This is a genomic window from Bradyrhizobium genosp. A (assembly GCF_049949275.1).
Classification (GTDB): domain Bacteria; phylum Pseudomonadota; class Alphaproteobacteria; order Rhizobiales; family Xanthobacteraceae; genus Bradyrhizobium.
In genome coordinates this window covers 5,697,633-5,716,082 of sequence record NZ_CP188196.1, presented here as the reverse complement: position 1 = coordinate 5,716,082, position 18,450 = coordinate 5,697,633, and the positions used below count along the sequence as shown (strand labels likewise).

Genomic DNA, 18,450 nt, shown 5'->3' with positions numbered 1-18,450 from the left:
GCCGTGGTTGGTATTTTGCCTGACGCTTGCCGCCGCGCGCTTCAACGCGCGAGCGCCATCACGAAAAATGACTCGCGATCAATGGGCTAGAGCCAGTTCCTGCAAGCTCACGTGAGTTCACATGAGAAACAGCCTTCACTTCAAGCGCGGGAGGTTTTGCGAGTCGCATCAACGAGATCGCCTCGGATGCTGAGACACTGATCATGCAGCATCAAGTTTCGCTGCAATCAGGCTTCATGCGACGCTGCAAGGCGTGCATCGCCATAAAGCCTGGACCAGCTCAATATTTCCTTAAACGCCGGCAGCAGGCCGTAAGCCGCATCCGTCAGCTCGTATTCGACCCGCAACGGCTTCTCCGCGAAGGCGGTGCGCGACACCAGCCCGTCCTGCTCGAGCTCGCGCAGCTGCGTGGTCAGCATGTGCTGGGTGATGCCGCCGATCGACCGCCGCAACGCGCCGAAACGAACCGCGCCGTTCATCAGCGCGAACAGGATCTCCAGTTTCCATTTGCCGCCGAGCGCATGGATGGCGCGCTTGAAATTGGCGAGCAGGGTGGGGTCCGGGCTGCAATCGCAGTCGCCGTCGCAAACGCTGGTCAGGTTTTCCATACCGGTCTCGAAATCCATTCTACTTGTTCCCTCCGGAGATAGTGACCAGATGCGGCCTTGAGCTGGGTGGCGGAACCAATGCCGGCCGGCGCAATGAGGGGAATTTGGCAATGAGCACTGTTCTGGTCACCGGCGGATCCGGCTTCGTCGGCATCCATGTCGTCCTGCAGCTTCTGGCCGCCGGTCATGCGGTGCGAACGACGGTGCGCCGGCCGGACCGGCAAGCCGATGTGTTGGCCATGCTGCGCGAGGGCGGGGCGGCGTCGCCCGAGAGCCTCTCCTTCTTCACCGCGGATCTCACGGCGGACGAGGGCTGGCAGGCGGCGGTCGCGGGCTGCGACTACGTGCTCCATGTCGCCTCGCCGCTGTCGACCAGCGTGCCCAAGGACGAGAACGAGATGATCGTCCCGGCCCGCGACGGCACGCTGCGGGTGCTGCGCGCGGCGCGGGACGCCGGCGTCAAGCGGGTCGTCATCACGTCCTCGGTGGCTGCGATCGGCTACGGCCACCCGCCAAGGGACAAGCCGTTCAATGAGACCGACTGGACCAATCTCGATGGCGCGGATGTGCAGCCATACCCGAAATCCAAAACGCTGGCCGAGCGGGCGGCCTGGGATTTCATCGCGCGCGAGGGCGGCGGGCTTGAATTGTCGGTGATCAATCCTGCCGGGATTTTCGGCCCGGTGCTGGGGCCGGATTTCTCCGGGTCGATCGAGATCGTCAAATCGCTGCTCGACGGTGCCATGCCGGCGGTGCCGCGGGTTTATTTCGGCGTCGTCGACGTGCGCGACGTCGCCGACCTGCATTTGCGGGCGATGATCGCGCCGGAAGCCAAAGGCGAGCGCTTCATCGCGGTCTCCGGCGAGACGCTGTCGATCCTCGACATCGGCAAGGTGCTGCGGCGGGAACTGGGATCGCGGGCGCGCCGGGTTCCGCGGCTCCAAGCCCCGGACTGGCTGGTGCGGCTCGCCGCGCGCCGGGTTTCCCTGCTGCAGGCGGTCGTGCCGATGCTCGGGCGCGTCAGGCATTCCACCAGCGCCAAGGCGAGGTCGGTACTCGGCTGGCAGCCCCGTTCCAACGATGAGGCGATCCTCGCCACGGCCGAGAGCCTGATCCGGCTCGGCCTGGTCAAGGCCTGAGAACCAACCGCGCTTGTCACGCCCCGGCGGGGATGCTCCACTGCCGCCCTTGATTGTGATGCGTAGGAGGCGGCGCCGATGGACAAAATTCTCGAAGCCGCAAAGGCGATCGCGCTGGCGCGCCGCAACCATGCGCCGCTCACGGCGCTCGAGGTTCCGCCTGATGACGAAGCCGAGGGCTATCAAGTCCAGCGCGCGCTGCATGATCTCCTTTTGAAGAATGTGGGGCCACTGGTCGGCTACAAGATCGGCTGCACCAGCCAGGTCATGCAGGAGTACATCGGCATCCCGCACCCCTGCGGCGGTGGCGTGTTCCAGAAGGGCGTGCACGACAGCGGCGTCAAGCTCGCGGCCTCCGACTATGTCCGTGTCGGCGTCGAATGCGAGATCGCCGTGCGCCTGAAGCGCAACCTCGCCCCCGGCGAGGCACCGTTCACCGCCGAATGGGTTGGCGAGGCCGTCGAGGCCTATCATCCCGCTATCGAGATCGTCGACGACCGCTACGTGAAATGGGAGACGATGGGCGCGCCGACGCTGATTGCGGATGATTTCTTTGCCGCCGGCTGCGTGCTGGGCGCCTCCGTTCCGCGCTCGTCGGTGCCGGACCTGAAGGCGGTCAAGGGCCGCGCCCTCGTCAACGGCGAGGAGGTCAGCCACGGCACCGGCGCCGACGTGCTCGGCCATCCCCACAACGCGCTCGCCTGGCTCGCCAACCACCTCGCCGCCGACGGCAGGGGTCTGCATGCGGGACAGCTCGTGCTGACCGGCAGCCTGGTGAAGACGCTGTGGCTGAAGGCCGGCGACAAGGTGCGGATGGAGCTCGATGGGCTGGGCGTGGTGGAGGCGGAGTTTACGTGAGGACCTCTCCGTCGTCATTGCGAGCGAAGCGAAGCAATCCAGAATCCCTCCGCGGCAAGACTGGATTGCTTCGCTGCGCTCGCAATGACGGCGTCTGAGCCAACGGCGTCGCTACAATTGCGCGGAGCTGATTCGCTGTACGCTGCCGCCATCGCCAAAATACATGCGGCCCTCGCCAGGGGAGCTAGCGAGGGCCGCGTCGTACATCGTCGTTCGCGCCTAGGTTCGCGAACACGATGTGGGAGCTCGGGAGAAGGCTAGAAGGGCAGCAGCACGTCCATGACTTGCTGGCCGTAGCGCGGCTGCTGCACATCCGTGATCTGGCCGCGGCCGCCATAGGCGATGCGGGCCTGCGCGATCTTGCTGGAATCGATGGTGTTGTCGCTCTGGATGTCTTCGGGGCGGACGATGCCGGCGACCACGAGCTCGCGGATCTCGTAGTTGACGCGGATCTCCTGCTTGCCTTCGACGACGAGGTTGCCGTTCGGCAGCACCTGGGTCACGACCGCGGCGACGTTGGTCTGCAAGGCTTCCGTGCGCTGCACGCTGCCCTTGCCATCGCTGGAAGCGGTGGAATCGGCGGTGAGGATGCGGCCGGGGAGGATCTTGTTGGCCTGCGTGATCGTTTTGGCGCCGATGAAGTCGGTGACGCCGGAATCTTCCTTATTGGTGCGGCTGCGCTGGGTCTCGTTGGAGAGGTTGGCCTTGTCGGTGATGTTCACCGTCACCGTCAGGAGGTCGCCGACATGGGTCGCGCGCTGGTCCTTGAAGAAGGCGCGGCTGCCGTTGCGCCATAGCGAGTTCGGATTGTAGGAGGCGACTTCCGGCTTGGGCATCGGCATCTGCACCGGCTTGTAGCCGGGCTGCGTCGTCGGGTTTTCGATCGCAGTGAGCTTGGGTTGCTCGCCGATCTGCGACAGGCGGTCGATCGAGGAGCAGCCGCTTGCCAGCGCGCAGGTTGCCAGCAGTATGCCGGAAACCGCGATGCGACGAAGACGGGAAGCCGAACTGAAAGCGGACATGACTTACTCTTACTTTGCCTGAGCTTGCGAGACGCGAGCTTGCGGGATCTGGGCTTGTGCGATCTGGGCCGGCGACGCGGGGGCCTGGACCAGGTTCCGGACGAGGGCATCAGTGTCGACGGGGGCAGGCGCTTCGTCACGCCTGAGCGAGGAGGTCTGCTCGACCGCAGCCGGCATCGGCGCGGACTGGCTGGCGCCCAGCACGGTCACCTGGCCGCGGCCGGTGACGACGCCGCTCAGCGTACGCTTGGTCTGCAAATTGAGGACGCTCACGGTGTCGCCCTCGGCGCCACTCTCGATCGCCTTGCCGCGGGTGGTGAGATAAATCCCCGGGACCTGGTAGATGACGGTGACGCTCTGGTCGCGCGACACGAATTCGGGCTTGGCGATGTCGGCGGAGCGGATCGGCGTGCCGGCGCGCATCGGCCGGCGAAGCTGCATACCGACGGCACGGTCGCGCAGTGTAGGCTCGCCCGTCACTTCGGCCTTTGGCCGTCGCTCCTGCGCGACGTCGGAGGATTTCAGCGTCTCGGTGCGTTCGACGTCGCGGGTCAGGACGGCGACTTCCACGGTCTCGATCGCAGTGCCGGTCAAGCGCAGCTTGGTCGGCGCCGGGTTGCTGTCGTTGTTGATCTCGAAGGCGAGATCGAAGCGGCCGCTGCGGGCGTCGTAGCGCGTCGCGACCGGCTGCAGCGCGCCGGTGTTGGAGGCATCGAGCCGCATGTCGGAAACGCCGCGGTCGAAGGTCACGGCGATATTGGCGGCCTCGCCAAGGCCGAAGCGGCGCTCGAGCGCGGAGGCGACTGCGTTTTCGAGATCCTTGTTGGCGAGCGTGCGGGCAAGCCGCGTGACCTGGACTTCCCTGATGTCGCCGGTCATCACGCCGATCACCTGCTTGGCGCGGAGCACACTCAGGACCTGGGCGACCGGCAGCGCGCCGGTGGTGCCGAGGTCGGGCGAGCGATAGACCGGGATCAGCGCGGCCGAGCCGGCATTGTCGATGAGGTCGCCGACCCGAACCACGTCCGAGCTGACCGTGACGCTGGCGCGCAGCGTCGGCGCCGCGATGCCGTCGTCGGCGGCCTGCGCCGGCAGCGCCAGCACGAGCAGGGCGGAGAGGGTAATGAGCGTGGTGCGGATCATGATCATCACCTCAGCGGAACAGCGCCGTGGTCGATTGCATCATCTGGTCGGCGGCGCTGATCACCTTGGCGTTCATCTCGTAGGCGCGCTGCGCGGCGATCAGGTCGCTCATCTCCGAGACGACGTCGACATTGGCCTGTTCGAGGCTTCCTTGCGTGATCTTGCCGTAGCCTTCGGAGTTCGCGGTGCCGTCCTGCGGCGCGCCGGACGACGTCGTCTCGGTGAACTGGTTGCTGCCGACCGGCTGCAGTCCCGCCTTGTTGATGAAACGGGTCACGCCGATCTGGCCGAGAATGGTGTTGCTCGACGAGCCCGGCAGCGTCACCGACACCTGGCCCTGCTCGTTGACGGTGATGCCCGAGGCGTTGTTCGGGATCGTGATGGTCGGCTGCACCGGGTTGCCCTGCGCGGTGACGACGCGGCCCTGGTTGTCCATCTGGAAGGTGCCGTCGCGGGTGTACTGGTAGGTGCCGTCAGGCATCAGGATCTTGAAGAAGCCTTCGCCGGACATCGCGAGATCGAGGTCGTTGCCGGTCTGCGACAGCGTGCCCTGCGTCATGCTGCGGGGGGTGCCGACGGTCTTGACGCCGCCGCCGATGTCGACGCCGACCGGCACGATGGTGCCCTGGTCCGAGGCCTGCGCGCCGACGCGGCGGATGTGCTCGTAGATCAGGTCCTGGAACGCCGCGGTCTGCTTCTTGAAGCCGGTGGTGCGCAGGTTGGCGATGTTGTTGGAGATCACCTGAACGTTCAGTTCCTGTGCCGCCATTCCGGTCGCAGCGGTGTGGAGCGCTTGCATGTCAGTGGTCCCTCATCAGGCCGGAACGTCGGCGAGCTTTTCGATCGCCGATTTGTGAAGATCGCTCTGCTGCTGGAGCAGGTTGGCGATCGCGGTGTAGCTGCGCATGACCTCGACCATGCGGCTCATCTCGCCGACCGAGTTCACGTTCGACTTCTCGATGTAGCCCTGCTGCAGGGTGGATTTGGCGTCGGTCTGCTGGTTGGCGGAGCCGGCGCCGTAGAGATTGGCGCCGAGCTTGGTCAGCTTGGCCGGGTCGTCGAACGTCACCATGCGGATCTTGCCGCGGATCGAGTCGGTCTTGGCGGTGCCTTCGAGCACGGTCACGGTGCCGTCCGGGGAGACGTTGATGTCGTGGTCGGTCGGCTGGAAGACGATCGGGCCGCCGGTGCCGAGCACCAGGTTGCCGTCGGAGGTCATCAACTGACCGGTGCTGCTGAGCGCGAACTTGCCGTCGCGGGTGTAACGCTCGGCGCCATTGGCCTGCACGGCGAAAAACGCGTTGCCGCTGATCGCCATGTCGAGCGGGTTGTTGGTCGCCTCCATCGGCCCCTGGCCGACGTCGCGGTAGGTGCCGCGGTCCTGCACATAGGAGACCCGGCGGTCGGAGCCGACGAAATTGTCCTCGTGCGCGTTCGAGTTGAGGTACTCCTCGAACAGCGAATGGTCGGCCTTGAAGCCGTTGGTGTTGGCATTGGCGACGTTGTTGGCGATGACATCCATCTGCCGTTCCAACGTCATCTGCCGTGACAAGCCGATCAGAAGCGCATTCTGCATCGGTCGATCTCCCCTGCGTGAGATCCGCCATTTCGCTCTCCCAAGCGCCTTGGCCGATCCCGTGAACGAGACCGTCGGGTTCTCCCAAATCGTTCGGTCTCGCCCCTCTCTCAGCGAAAGCCGTGCCAACTTGAAATAATATGGAATTACAACGGGTTGGCTATTTTCCGGCGGCGCGGGCGGGGGGCAGAAAGGTTCTGTTAGCCATGTTTGCCCGGCAGATTTTTCCTAGCGGAGGCCCAATCGAAAGGTTCCGTTAACCATTATTACCGTAGCGTTTGCTTGTAAGAGGAGCGCTTTGCGCTGGGGCATTTGTATCGCGTCACTGTCTGCCAGGAGGCTTCGCTCTTTCGACCCTTTTTGAGATGAGCGAGCCCGGACGATCATGGCAGAGAATGAAGCGGAAGGCGGCGCAGCCGCCGAAGGCGCGGAAGCCGCTGCCCCCAAGAGCAAGTTCAAGCTGATCCTGATCATCGTCGGCGCGCTGGTCGTGCTCGGCGGCGGTGCCGCAACCTGGTTCCTGTTCTTCCGCCATGGCGAAGACGAGCACCATGCCGAGGCGGCGCCCCCGCCGAAGCCGCCGGTCTTCGTCGAAGTGCCCGACATGATGGTCAACCTCGCCGGCGCGCCCGGCGAACGCGTGCAATATGTCAAGCTCAAGATCGTGCTCGAGCTGAAGGAAGAGAAGCAGGTCGAGGCGATCAAGCCGACGATGCCGCGCGTCACCGACATCTTCCAGACCTATGTGCGCGAGCTCCGCTCTTCCGACCTCAACGGCTCCGCCGGCATCTTCCGTCTCAAGGAAGAGCTGACCAAGCGCGTCAACGCCGCGGTCGCGCCGGTGCAGGTCAGCGCGGTGCTGTTCAAGGAAGTCGTGCTCCAGTGAGGATGCTGCGGAAGGGTACGGGCTAGCGTCATGGCCGGCAACGAGCAGATGGACCAGGATGCGATTGCCGCCCAATGGGAGGCGTCGCTCGATTCCGAGGATCCCGCGGAGGCCGCGAAGGCTGCTGCCGAAAACGAACTATCTGAGACCATGGCCCTGCAATGGGCGGCCATGGTCGAGGACGGCAGCCGCGATCTCGGCAACGGCAAGAACTCCGGCGAGCGGGTGCTGTCGCAGGAGGAGATCGACAATCTCCTCGGCTTCACCGTCGGCGACGTCACGCTCGACGACCATTCCGGCATCCGCGCGATCATCGATTCGGCGATGGTCTCCTACGAGCGTCTGCCGATGCTCGAAATCGTCTTCGACCGCCTGGTGCGGTTGCTGACGACGTCCTTGCGCAATTTCACCTCCGACAACGTCGAAGTCTCGCTCGACCGCATCACCTCGGTGCGCTTCGGCGATTACATGAACTCGATCCCGCTGCCTGCCGTGCTCTCGGTCTTCAAGGCCGAGGAGTGGGACAATTTCGGCATGGCAACGGTCGATTCCAACCTGATCTACTCGATGATCGACGTGCTGCTCGGCGGTCGCCGTGGCTCGAGCCAGCTCCGCATCGAAGGGCGGCCCTACACCACGATCGAGACCGAGCTGGTCAAGCGCCTGGTCGAGGTGGTGCTGGCCGACGCCGAGCAGGCGTTCCGGCCGCTGTCGCCGGTGACCTTCACGATCGACCGGCTCGAGACCAATCCGCGCTTCGCCGCGATCAGCCGTCCCGCCAACGCCGCGATCCTGGTGCGCCTGCGCATCGACATGGAAGATCGCGGCGGTAACATCGAACTGCTGCTGCCTTACGCGACCATCGAACCGATCCGGGCCGTCCTGCTCCAGATGTTCATGGGCGAAAAGTTCGGCCGCGACCCGATCTGGGAAGGCCATTTCGCCACCGAGATCGTGCAGGCCGAGATTTCCGTCGACGCGGTGCTCTACGAGGCCGACATTCCGCTCAAGCAACTGATGCGGCTGAAGGTCGGCGACACGCTGCCGCTGGACATGCGCGCCGATGCCAACGTCACCGTGCGCTGCGGCGACGTCACGATCACCGAAGGACGTATGGGCCGGGTCGGGGAGCGCGTTGCGATCCGCGTGACGAAACCCTTGCGCAAGCCAAGTACGACACTTGCGATGTTCGAGAAGGTGGACGAACAGAACAAGCTGATGGAGGCCCCATGAACCACTCCCTAGGAATGGCGATCGAGACGCTGGTGGCTATCCTGCTGATGCTCACGATCGGCTACTGCATCCTGCTCAACAAGCGGCTGACGCGGCTGAAGGCGGACGAGCATTCGCTGAAGGCTGTCATCGGCGAGCTCATCACCGCGACCGAGATCGCCGAGCGCGCGATCGGCGGGCTTAAGCTCGCGGTGCGCGACGTCAACGAGAATCTCGGCAGCCAGTTGGCCGCCGCCACGCAGATGTCCGACCAGCTCCACAAGCAGCTCGGCGAAGCCGACAACGTGGTGCGTCGCCTCTCCAAGATCGCGATCGCGGCGCGCCCCGTCACGAATCCGGACATGGCGACCGCGCCCGCGGCCAAGCCGTCGCCTGCGAAAGCGGTCGCAGCTGCCGCCGAAGCCTTCTCCGAGCGCCGAAGGTCTAACGGTCTTGCCGCATAAAGTCAGGGTATGAAGTCCTTTCGTAACATCCGCGTCATTCCGGTCGTCCTGGTTGCGGTCGCAGGTCTCGCCACGCTGAAAGTGGCGGGGCTCGTGATCAATGGCGGCTATGTCTTCGACTACCAGCCGAACCATGTGAAGAAGTCCTGGGCGCAGGAGAATTTGAATTTTCCCGGGGGCGAGGACCCTGACATCACCGGCTCGACGCCTGGCGCGCCGAAAGAAGCGCCGAAGCCGGCCGCGCCCGAGACCAAGCCCGAGGGCGCCCCGGTCAAGATGGACGAGGCCCAGCCGCAGGTCTCGCCGTCGGAGCGTGCGATCCTGGAACGGCTGCAGGCGCGCCGCCAGGAGATCGAGTCCCGCCAGCGCGAGATCGATATCCGCGAGAGCCTCTTGAAGTCGGCCGAGAAGCGCATTGAGAACAAGGTCGAGGAGATGAAGGCGGTGGAATCCCGCATCACCGCGACCCAGGCCGAGCAGAAGGCCGCCGAGGCCCAGCGCATGAAGGGCCTCGTCACCATGTACGAGGCCATGAAGCCCAAGGACGCCGCGCGGGTGTTCGACCGGCTGGAAATGGGCGTGCTGATCGAGATCGCCTCGGCGATCGCTCCGCGCAAGATGTCCGATATCCTTGGACTGATGTCGTCGGAAGCCGCCGAGCGGCTGACGGTCGAGATGGCGCGCCGTGCCAACGGGGGCGGGGATCAGGCTGCCTCCGCCGGCGATCTCCCCAAGATCGACGGCAAGCCGACGCAAAAGCCGAACTGAAAGCTCGAGCGGCGCGGCACGCTGCGCAGTCGCGCGGTCGTTCGACCTGCAGGCGGCTAGCGCCTTGCGCGTCTAGTTCGCGAACCGCTGTTGAGCCCTGCGACCAGTCGAGTTCAGCGGTTTCTCGACGAGAGGGAGCGTCTCGCAGTGCTGCTTGATCAGCGCAGCCTCCGTCATTCGAGTCACGAGATGCAGGGTGCTGTGGCAGCAGGAGCACTCATACACCTTCAGGGCGTAGCCCCGCGCGATTGGAAAGACGGCTACGACCGTTCTTGCCTTGCTACATACAATGCAATTGGCTTCTCCGCTCATTGATTGCCCCCAAAAGCTGACCAATCGATTCGCATCGCCGTAATCACATCTGATTCAGAGTCGTTGACGGACTGCAACTCCTCGGGGGTTGTGTGCGCGCAGCACGTCTACTCGCTTTGCGGATGCAGCGAACGCAAGGGGCATCCTCTAGGGCTGCGATGAGTTGACGCGTGCAAATGTGAAGTGGAGTACAGTGGCGCTGAAGAGTTCGTCCTAGGCTTCGACCATTCGCAATCCGCCGCGCGGGAGGAAGCCATGAACTACTCGTCCGCAGCAGAACGCGCAATCGAAGCCGTCAATCGGCTGCTCATCGCCGCGATGACGCTCGCCTGGACTTCCGCGCTTAGCCATCAGCATGCGTTGCCGCCCCAAGGGGAAGATGGCGATGCGGATGACGCTTGTCTCGAGCGGGAGAACTCCTCCACGCCGGATTGCGCGGGAAAGCAACACTGAACACAGTCGGCTTGCGGGCATCACACGATCAGATCGTGCAGCGCGTGGGCGCCAATTGTGCCTGCCCCGTGAGCCGGATCAATATGCGGCGGGGACAGTTCAGGCATCGGTGCGGCCCCGGATACGTGGACGACGCCAGCGTGTTCGTGATGACCGGACGGATCCGAGGGATCATCCCATCCTGCGCTGAGGTCACCCCGGCCATGCGAAACGCCATCCTTGAAGTGAAATGAGCCGCCGAACTGGTGCGAACCAAAAGGTGCTGAGCCAGGCGCCACATGACCAGCAGAAGGCGGATCGATATCCACCGTGCCGTGCCTGGGCGCGTCGTGCTGTCCGGATGCCTCGCTTGAATGCGACTGACTGGCGCCGCTGCCGGTCGGCGATTTCAGAAGGCTTGGGTCGAGCTTCGTATCTGCGCTGTCATTGCCGGTGCCGCCGTGGGCATGAGCATGGTCGGCGTTTTCTGGAGCCGATGCATCATGGTCCTCGTCACCGCTCTCGAGCGTATGCCCGCGCCGGGCGAGTTGTTCGGCCGCATCGTGCACAGAATTCAGCGCGGCGCGAGCGATGTCGGGCATCAGGCCGCTCCCGGCGATCACGTCATTTTTTCGGGCCGCCGTATCGGTGCTGTCGGGCATCGCTAGATGATCGAAGACAAAGCGGGTCTCGGTCGGTGCGGCCACATGGTGCAAGGTCATGGACAGGCCGCTCGGTGTGGGCATTACCGCGTCGATGTTGGTAATCTCGGCCGCGCGCGTCTGCACCCCGTCTGAACCGGAGAAGCTGGAATATTCGGTCCATCCAAATTGGTCCATAGCGGCAAGGACGCTGTAGGCTGCGTCGGTTGATCTGTCCGTCGAACTCCAGTCAGCGAGGAGCGTGCCGTCGCTGAGCGTCGTGCCGGACGAACTGGTCATCGTCACGGCGGTCGCGTCGCTTTGTGTCGCTGCGCTGAGATCGAACGGCCCACTGCCGGCCGCCAGCACAGGCGCCGCCACCGGCGTCAGGATGAAATCCGACGCGTCGATGGTTGCAATCCCCTGCAAATGGATTTCGAGCAGGCCGGAATTGCCGATGCGCAGGGTCTGGTCCGTTGGATTGACGTACACGATCGTTTCATTGGCCGTGCTGTCGTAGAGCCAAGCGATCGTGTGCGCCGGCACAGACGTGCTTGCGGGGCTCAAGGCCAGGAGAACGAAGCCAAGCGCGCCGAGAGCCGTCAAGTCGATCTTGTCGGTCCCCGATGTGAAATCGGTAATGGTGTCGAACTGGCCGGCGCTGGAATCGGCCACGGATAGATAAACGAAACGGTCGCTCCCATTGCCGCCGGTGAGATGGTCCGCACCAAATCCACCGATGATGGTGTCGTTCCCGTTGTTGCCGTTGATCGTATCGTTGCCCGAGCCCCCGTAGATCGTATCATCGCCGCCATTGCCCTTGATCGTGTCATTGCCGCAGCCGCCGTAGAGAATGTCGGCTTTGCCGGTGCCGTTGACTATATCTTTGCCAACGCCCGCGGAGATGATCTGGCCTGTGTCGTCACCGCCCGCGATGGTTTCACTTCCGTGAGCCGCAGGGGCGAAGGGAGGACCGCTTGTCACGACCGGTCCTGTGGCCAGGTTATCGAAATCGTTGGGGGCCGCGTCGCTGGCGCCATGGATGGCGATAGTCACGACCTGCGTTGCCCCGTCGCCGGTGGTTATGGTGAACGTGTCGGTCGGCGTATCGCCAACGTCGAGCGCCTGCACCACGTTATTGTTGTTGTCGAGCGGGTAGGTCCACAGGCCTGCCGCTGTCATCGCGAAGGTACCGTAGCCGTCGTCGCTTTCGCTGTTGGTCGGCGAACTCGTGAAGGTTTGACCGGCCGGGAGCGGGCGCGCCGTGCCATCGCGCGTGAAGGCGACGAGCTGCCCGGCGAAGTTCTGAGAATTGTCGAGCACCAGGCTGGTGTTGGGGCCGCCGGCGTTGGCAAAATCGGTGGTCGCAGCGCGAGCGGCCGCGATCGCCCCGGTGGCGCCGCCGGTCACGGTGCCGGAATTGGCCGGGGGGTCGGAGATTTCGGTGCCGGCGCCTCCGTTGAGGCTCGTGAACGACCACGCGGCACTGGTGTAGTTCCCGCTCAGATGCAGTGTCACATTGTTCGCGCTGATGCCGTCAGTAAATATGATCGTGCTGATGTCGGTGGCGGAACTGTACGAGACCGATGCGGACATGCTTCCCCCCACAAAGGGAAGCTGAGTGAGGTCGATCAAATCGGCTGATGTGAGGTGCGTGCCGATGCCGGCGCCCGTGATGACCCCTGCGAATTTTCCAAAGTCATCGATGATCAGCTTGCCCGCGCCCTGCTCGAAGTAAATTATCTGGCTGTCGGTCGTGCCGGGAGCAACCTTGCTGCCAAGCGCAAACTCGAGCGTGGTCCCGCTGTCGATCCAGAACTTCCCGACTCCGGTTATGGTGCCTGTCACGTCCAGGCGCACATTCGGATCGAGGATGATTGTGCCGTTGTTGGTGATGGGCCCGATGAAAGTACTATTGGCCGTTTCCTCCAACGTTCCGTCGTTCTCGAGCTTGCCCGAGTCGCTTACATCGAGGTCACCGGCGAGCTGCAGGGTTCCGCTGGCGGTGACGTCCGTCGACGCCGCGCCGTGCGGTATCGTAAGCGCCGCCGCATGGGCTGTGTCCGTGATGATGACCGTGTAAAGGGAAGGTGCATTGATGGTTGTGTGGGTGCTCAAGGTGGGAACAAACCTGCCGCTCCAGTTGTCTGGATCGCTCCAGTTGAGCGTTGGTCCCGGCCCGCCAACGATCAACGACTCCGAATCCTCGATGATTGTTATCGCCGTCGCCGCGGTGGCCACGGTCGGGTAGGTGTTTGAGCCGTCGCTCGACGTCACCGACAGATGCAGCGTGTCGGAGTCTTCTTCCTCCTCTTCCACTTCCTGGGCTGGCGTATAGGACAGTCCCGCCAGCAGCATGTTCACCGCCGCCGCGCTCCCCGACAGCGTAAGCGTCGCGCTGTCGTCGCCGGTCACCGTCACCCCGCTCAGGCTGCCGACATGCAGCGCTCCGTGCGATACGGTCAGCGTCGCACTCACCGTGTCATCGTTGTCCTCCGCCAGCGGCCCAACGCTCACCCCGATAACCGCCACGCCAGTGGCATCCTCGTTGACCGTCAGTGTCGTCGGCGCGCTTGCCGTCGGCGGCGCGGCAACCGAGTTCACCGTGATCGCGGTCGAGGCGGTAGCCGCCGTCGGGTTGGTGTTGGCGCCGTCGCTCGACGTCACCGACAAATTTAGAATATCGGAGCCTTCGTACTCCGAGGTCGGCGTATAGGTCAGTCCCGCCAGCAGCCCGTTGACTGCCGCCGCGCTCCCCGACACCGTCAGTGTGGCACTGTCGTCGCCGGTCACCGTCACCCCGCTCAAGCTGCCGACGTGCAGCGTCCCGTGCGATACCTTCAGCGTCGCACTCACCGTGTCGTCGTTGTCCTCCGCCAGCGGCCCAACGCCCACCCCGACAACCGCCACGCCAGTGGCATCCTCGTTGAGCGTCAGCGTCGCCGGCGCGCTTGCCGTCGGCGGCGCGGCAACCGGGTTCACCGTGATCGCGGTCGAGGCGGTGGCCGCCGTCGGGTTGGTGTTGGAGCCGTCGTTCGACGTCACCGACAGAACCAGCGTGTCGGAGCCTTCGTACTCCGTGGTCGGCGTATAGGTCAGTCCCGCCAGCAGCCCGTTGACGGCCGCCGCGCTCCCCGACAGCGTCAGTGTGGCACTGCCGTCGCCGGTCACCGTCACCCCGCTCAGGCTGCCGACATGAAGCGTCCCGTGCGATACCCTCAGCGTCGCACTCACCGTGTCATTGTTGTCCTCCGCCAGCGGCCCAACGCTCACCCCGATAACCGCCGCGTCAGTGGCCTTCTCGTCGAGCTTCAGCGTCGCCGGCGCGCCTGCCGTCGGCTGTTCGGCAACCGGGGCGACCGTCACGACCTCGGCTGCCGTCACCGTTGCGCTGATATCGCCTTCCGAATCGCGCTCGGTCGCCGCAATCGTCAGCGTGAAGCGTCCCTCGAATTCCGCCGGAGGCCTGATCTGCAAGCTCGACAGGTTCCAGCCGACCACGTCGTGCGAGGTGTTGCCTGCTGTCGCAGTAAAGCTATGACCGGGCAGGCCGGTGCCGTCGCTGAGCGTAGCGCCCACCGGGATGTCGCTCACGACAAGGGTATCGAGGCTGTTCGGAGTCGTCTCGCCGTTGGCGCCCGACAGGCTCTTGGCCGTCGCGCCAAGGTCTAGAGCAATCGCCGTGTCCTCATTGCCATGCGCGGCGACCGGGTTGAGGTCGGGCGCCGAGGGGACGACCGTCACCAGCTCGCTTGTACTCGCCGTGTTGGCATCCCGGTCGGTCGCCGTGAGGGTCAGGAAGAAATTGGTGTCGTTCGGCGGAACGATCTTGAGGTTCGAGAGGTTCCAGCCGTTCACCTCGACCGAGGTGTTACCGCTCGTCGCCATGAAGTTATTCGTGCCGTCGGTGAGCAGGGCCCCAGCCGGGATGTCGCTCACCACAAGCGATTGCACGTTGTTGCCGTGGCCCGGCACGCTGTTCACGGTTGCCGTGATCGTGCCCAGTGCGATCGCCGTGCCCTCGATGCCGCTCTCGGCCCGCGGCAACCACGTCACTATCGGCGGTGTCTCGTCGACCGCGATCGTTTGCGTTGCCTGTGGCGCGGGATTGCCGGCCGAATCCGAGACGTCCGCTGTCACCGTGTAGGTGCCATCATGCAGCAACTTGGCATCGGTCGAGCTGACGTTGACTGACCAGGTGCTATTCGTCAGCGTGGTGGTGAATGTGTCGACGACCTGGCCAGAGCTATCAACGATCTTGACCGTCACCGGCTGGCCATTCTCTGCGTCGGACGTTTCGCCGGCGATAACGAACCCGGTGCTCGCCGCATTGGCGTTGACGACGTTGTTACCGACGACGGTGTTGATTGCGATCGTCGGCGGTGTCTCGTCCACCCTGATCGCCTGCGAGGCATCCGCGGGAATGCCGGCCGAATTCGACACGTCCGCCGTAAGCGTGTAGATGCCGTCGGCCAACGCCCTGGCATTCGCCGGGCTGACGTTGATCGACCAGGTGCTGTCGGTGATCGTGGCCGTACCGCTGTATACGACGTGATTGGAACCATCGACGATGGTGACCGTAACGACCCGCCCATCCTCCACACCCGAGGTTGTGCCCGTGATCGCTACCCCGGCATTGGCTCTGCTGGCATTGATGATGTTGTCCGCGGCAACGGCGATCTGTCCGCCAATGCTGGTGATCGCCAGCGCTGGCGCAGGTATCTCGGGGACCGGGATGGCGACAAATTGCACCGGCGGCAGCAAATTCTGCGGCGCTGGCGCATCGGCCGGAATGAAGTTGATCGGCTGTAGCGGCAGGGATTTGACGAAGGGAGGTGTGCCCGACCCGTGGGGGCCTTGCCCTTCGAGATTGGCAAGCGCGTCCTGCTGTGCGGCCTGCAACTCCTCCATGCGAGTGGCGGTGTTCGTGACCTGGTTCACACTGACCGAGGAGCCGACTTTTTTGAGGACGATCGTTTCGCCGGGATCGTCGACGATGATGTGTCGCGGGATCGGCTCCTTGGTCACAAGCTCGAATGCACCGTGCGTAAGGTCCTTGTACGTAATCGTATCGTCGTCGAGGAGCGTTACGTTCGGGTCTGCGGCCTTGACCTCCTTGGTCGTCGATAAGAGCAATGCCGCGAGCGACAGCAGCCCGAAACGGCCGGTCGAGACTCGTTCGCGAGACGGAGAAACAGGTCTATCAAGAGAGCTGCTCTTCGCCGTCTTCACGCGGTGATGCCGGGCCGCGGCGGCTTCGCGCTCGTCCCCGTGCCTTGCAGCGGACGTGACGGACATTGTTCGACCTCGATTGCCCAAGCGGTCGGCCTCAGACGTCGCCGAATCGCTGCCGGCTTGCCGCGTCACGCGATCGGGAGCAATTTTGCGTCGGCAGCCCCAGCTAGGCCCGCTGATGGTCGTGGTTTCCGAGAATTCCGCCTGGGCTGATCACGGCAGAATTGCCGTCGTTTCGCCCGACGGCACGGCTTGCAACGAGAAGCTGTTTGAAATCGCCAAACACGGATAGTGGCTCTTTTGGACACGGCGATCATCCATTCGGATTAAGCCGGAATAACCATTTTGGCTGTGGTTGTTGTTGTGGCAGGCCTGCCATTATGCCCGATGGCTCTCGCCGACGCTGTCGGAGCCCGTTCGGATGCTCAAGGACAATATCTTCGAGAAGGAGGAGGTCATGGGCACTCGTGCTGCGACAATTCTCGTGGCAGGTCTCGTCCTAGCGCTGGCCGGTTCGTTGCCCCGCCCAGTCCAGGCGCAGAGCGATTCTCCGCGGCGTGCCGTCCTGGACTCGTCGTCAAAGCCAATCGGGAAGGTCGTGGTTGCCGATGGCCCGGTCATCATCGAGCATGCAGGCGCCGCCATCGTCCAGGCAAACGTCGCGGGCGAATCCATCCAGACGAAGATCGGCGATCCGGTCTATTCGGGCGATGTGGTCCGAACCGGCGCCGACGGACGGGTCGGCATCAATTTTGTTGATGGAACTTCGTTCAACTTGTCGAGCAATGCCCGCATGACGTTGGACGAATACGTCTACGACCCAGGTGGAAAGTCCAACTCGACGATCTTCAACCTGACCAGGGGGACGTTCGTTTTTGTTGCGGGCCAGGTTGCGAAGACCGGCAACATGAGGATCGAAACGCCGGTCGCCACGATGGGCGTTCGAGGCACCACACCTCACGTCGAAATCTCAGACGACGGAACCACCAGGTTTTCAACTCTTATCGAAGAGGGAAAGAGCAAATATACGAAGAAGTCCGGCGCAGCGGGGGCACCCCAACCTGACCAAAGGGCCGAGCACAGGCTCAATCTGACCATCTGCCGCGGGTGCTAGCATTGGTTCTAGCCCGCGCAGTCGCCAGATCTCAGAAGATCGGAAGCCTGACATGGAACCAAGATTGTCCGTTGCCAAAGGCGGAGTGGCGATTGTCGCCCTGCTGTTGGTCGGCTTGCCTGCTGCGTCCCAGAATTCCAAGGTGAAGGACAGCTATCTCAGCAACATCGAGCTGTGCAACGGGCAGGGTGCCACCCCGCTTGATGCTCGGATCGGTGCCTGCACGGCTTTCATAGAGGCGCGTCAAGGTCCGACGACGGCTCTGGCTATCGCCTATAACAATCGCGGCAATGCCTACACCGCAAAGGGCGACTACGACAGGGCCATCCGCGATTTCGATCAGTCGATCAGACTCAATCCGACATACACAAAGGCCTTCAACAACCGCGGCGTGGCTCACTTGAGGAAAGGCGAATATGAACTCGCGATCGGTGCCTTTGATGATGCGATCAAGCTCGATCCTGGCTATGGCGCTGCCTTCGTCAACCGCGCCGGAGCCTATCTGAAGAGAAATGATCCCCAGCGCGCGGCGCATGACTACGACGAGGCAATCCGTCTCCAGCCCGACTCGCAGGCGGCATGGAGCGGACGATGTTGGACCCGGGCGGTTCTCGGTGCCTGGCGAGCAGCACTGGAGGATTGCGACAGGGCGCTTCAATCGGGATCGACCAGCGCTGCCGTGTACGAATCGCGTGGGCTGATCCACCTGAAGATGGGTGAGTTCAGTGCGGCGATCGATGACTACAATTCTGCCTTGCGAGCCGCCCCGGAACTGGCGAGCGCGCTTTTTGGCCGCGGGCTTGCCAAGCTGAAGCAAGGCGATGCGATTGGCGGAAATTCTGACATTTCGACTGCAAAGACAATTCAGAGGAACATCGGCGACGAGTTCGCGCGTTATGGCGTCGGTGACGATTGAGTTCACGACTGGGTTCGGGCTCGTCCGGCCGGCGTTTTGCGCTCACCGCCGATGACGATGCCTACGACGGCGGGGTGTTAACACCTCTTTAACCACTTGTTCTCCAGATTCGGACCACGAACGC

General features: G+C 63.8%; 15 protein-coding genes. 9 read left to right on the top strand and 6 right to left on the bottom strand.

What is annotated here, in order from left to right:
• Positions 1–227 precede the first annotated feature (227 nt).
• Positions 228–626 carry a winged helix-turn-helix transcriptional regulator gene (locus ACP2YP_RS26825; RefSeq protein ID WP_426419266.1) on the bottom strand — a complete coding sequence of 133 codons (399 nt, stop codon included), beginning with the start codon at positions 624–626 and terminating at the stop codon, positions 228–230.
• Between the two features lie 92 nt (positions 627–718).
• On the opposite strand from ACP2YP_RS26825, the gene ACP2YP_RS26820 reads away from it, so the two are divergent.
• Positions 719–1,747, top strand: a complete 1,029-nt coding sequence (locus ACP2YP_RS26820) for an SDR family oxidoreductase (RefSeq protein ID WP_426419265.1) — start codon at positions 719–721, stop codon at positions 1,745–1,747.
• A gap of 78 nt (positions 1,748–1,825) precedes the next feature.
• Positions 1,826–2,605 carry a 2-keto-4-pentenoate hydratase gene (locus ACP2YP_RS26815; protein ID WP_426419264.1) on the top strand — a complete coding sequence of 260 codons (780 nt, stop codon included), beginning with the start codon at positions 1,826–1,828 and terminating at the stop codon, positions 2,603–2,605.
• Between the two features lie 257 nt (positions 2,606–2,862).
• Here ACP2YP_RS26815 and flgH read toward each other — a convergent pair whose 3' ends face one another.
• Genes flgH through flgF form a run of 4 tightly spaced genes read right to left on the bottom strand, consistent with a single transcriptional unit; the run spans position 2,863 to position 6,346 of the window.
• Positions 2,863–3,627 carry a flagellar basal body L-ring protein FlgH gene (gene flgH / locus ACP2YP_RS26810; RefSeq protein ID WP_426419263.1) on the bottom strand — a complete coding sequence of 255 codons (765 nt, stop codon included), beginning with the start codon at positions 3,625–3,627 and terminating at the stop codon, positions 2,863–2,865.
• A 9-nt stretch (positions 3,628–3,636) separates the two neighbouring features.
• Positions 3,637–4,770 carry a flagellar basal body P-ring formation chaperone FlgA gene (gene flgA / locus ACP2YP_RS26805; RefSeq protein ID WP_426419262.1) on the bottom strand — a complete coding sequence of 378 codons (1,134 nt, stop codon included), beginning with the start codon at positions 4,768–4,770 and terminating at the stop codon, positions 3,637–3,639.
• 10 nt (positions 4,771–4,780) lie between these two features.
• Positions 4,781–5,569: a flagellar basal-body rod protein FlgG gene (gene flgG / locus ACP2YP_RS26800; protein WP_426419261.1), complete on the bottom strand. Its 789-nt coding sequence runs from the start codon at positions 5,567–5,569 to the stop codon at positions 4,781–4,783.
• Between the two features lie 15 nt (positions 5,570–5,584).
• Positions 5,585–6,346: a flagellar basal-body rod protein FlgF gene (flgF, locus tag ACP2YP_RS26795; RefSeq protein WP_148751395.1), complete on the bottom strand. Its 762-nt coding sequence runs from the start codon at positions 6,344–6,346 to the stop codon at positions 5,585–5,587.
• A 385-nt stretch (positions 6,347–6,731) separates the two neighbouring features.
• Here flgF and fliL point away from each other — a divergent pair, with 385 nt between their 5' ends.
• The 5 genes from fliL to ACP2YP_RS26770 all read left to right on the top strand — a co-directional run bounded on the left by fliL (position 6,732) and on the right by ACP2YP_RS26770 (position 10,441).
• The gene (gene fliL / locus ACP2YP_RS26790) at positions 6,732–7,232 is read left to right on the top strand and encodes a flagellar basal body-associated protein FliL (RefSeq protein ID WP_426419260.1); all 501 of its coding nucleotides are present in this window, start codon (positions 6,732–6,734) and stop codon (positions 7,230–7,232) included.
• Between the two features lie 30 nt (positions 7,233–7,262).
• Positions 7,263–8,465: a flagellar motor switch protein FliM gene (fliM, locus tag ACP2YP_RS26785; protein WP_212302942.1), complete on the top strand. Its 1,203-nt coding sequence runs from the start codon at positions 7,263–7,265 to the stop codon at positions 8,463–8,465.
• Positions 8,462–8,908 (top strand): DUF6468 domain-containing protein, encoded by a 447-nt coding sequence (locus tag ACP2YP_RS26780; protein WP_200473255.1) that lies wholly within the window; start codon positions 8,462–8,464, stop codon positions 8,906–8,908. The genes fliM and ACP2YP_RS26780 overlap by 4 nt, the downstream gene beginning before the upstream one ends.
• Before the next feature lie 9 nt (positions 8,909–8,917).
• Positions 8,918–9,676 (top strand): MotE family protein, encoded by a 759-nt coding sequence (locus ACP2YP_RS26775; RefSeq protein ID WP_426419259.1) that lies wholly within the window; start codon positions 8,918–8,920, stop codon positions 9,674–9,676.
• 567 nt (positions 9,677–10,243) lie between these two features.
• Complete coding sequence (locus tag ACP2YP_RS26770; RefSeq protein WP_426419258.1) at positions 10,244–10,441, top strand: hypothetical protein; 198 nt, start codon at positions 10,244–10,246, stop codon at positions 10,439–10,441.
• Positions 10,442–10,461: 20 nt separating this feature from the next.
• Here ACP2YP_RS26770 and ACP2YP_RS26765 read toward each other — a convergent pair whose 3' ends face one another.
• Positions 10,462–16,359, bottom strand: coding sequence for a VCBS domain-containing protein (locus ACP2YP_RS26765; RefSeq protein ID WP_426419257.1), 5,898 nt, complete (start codon positions 16,357–16,359; stop codon positions 10,462–10,464).
• Positions 16,360–16,717: 358 nt separating this feature from the next.
• Between ACP2YP_RS26765 and ACP2YP_RS26760 the strand changes: the two genes are divergently transcribed.
• Both ACP2YP_RS26760 and ACP2YP_RS26755 read left to right on the top strand, forming a co-directional pair.
• Positions 16,718–17,410 carry a FecR family protein gene (locus ACP2YP_RS26760; RefSeq protein ID WP_426419256.1) on the top strand — a complete coding sequence of 231 codons (693 nt, stop codon included), beginning with the start codon at positions 16,718–16,720 and terminating at the stop codon, positions 17,408–17,410.
• Positions 17,411–17,474: 64 nt separating this feature from the next.
• Positions 17,475–18,326 (top strand): tetratricopeptide repeat protein, encoded by an 852-nt coding sequence (locus tag ACP2YP_RS26755; RefSeq protein WP_426419255.1) that lies wholly within the window; start codon positions 17,475–17,477, stop codon positions 18,324–18,326.
• Positions 18,327–18,450 lie beyond the last annotated feature (124 nt).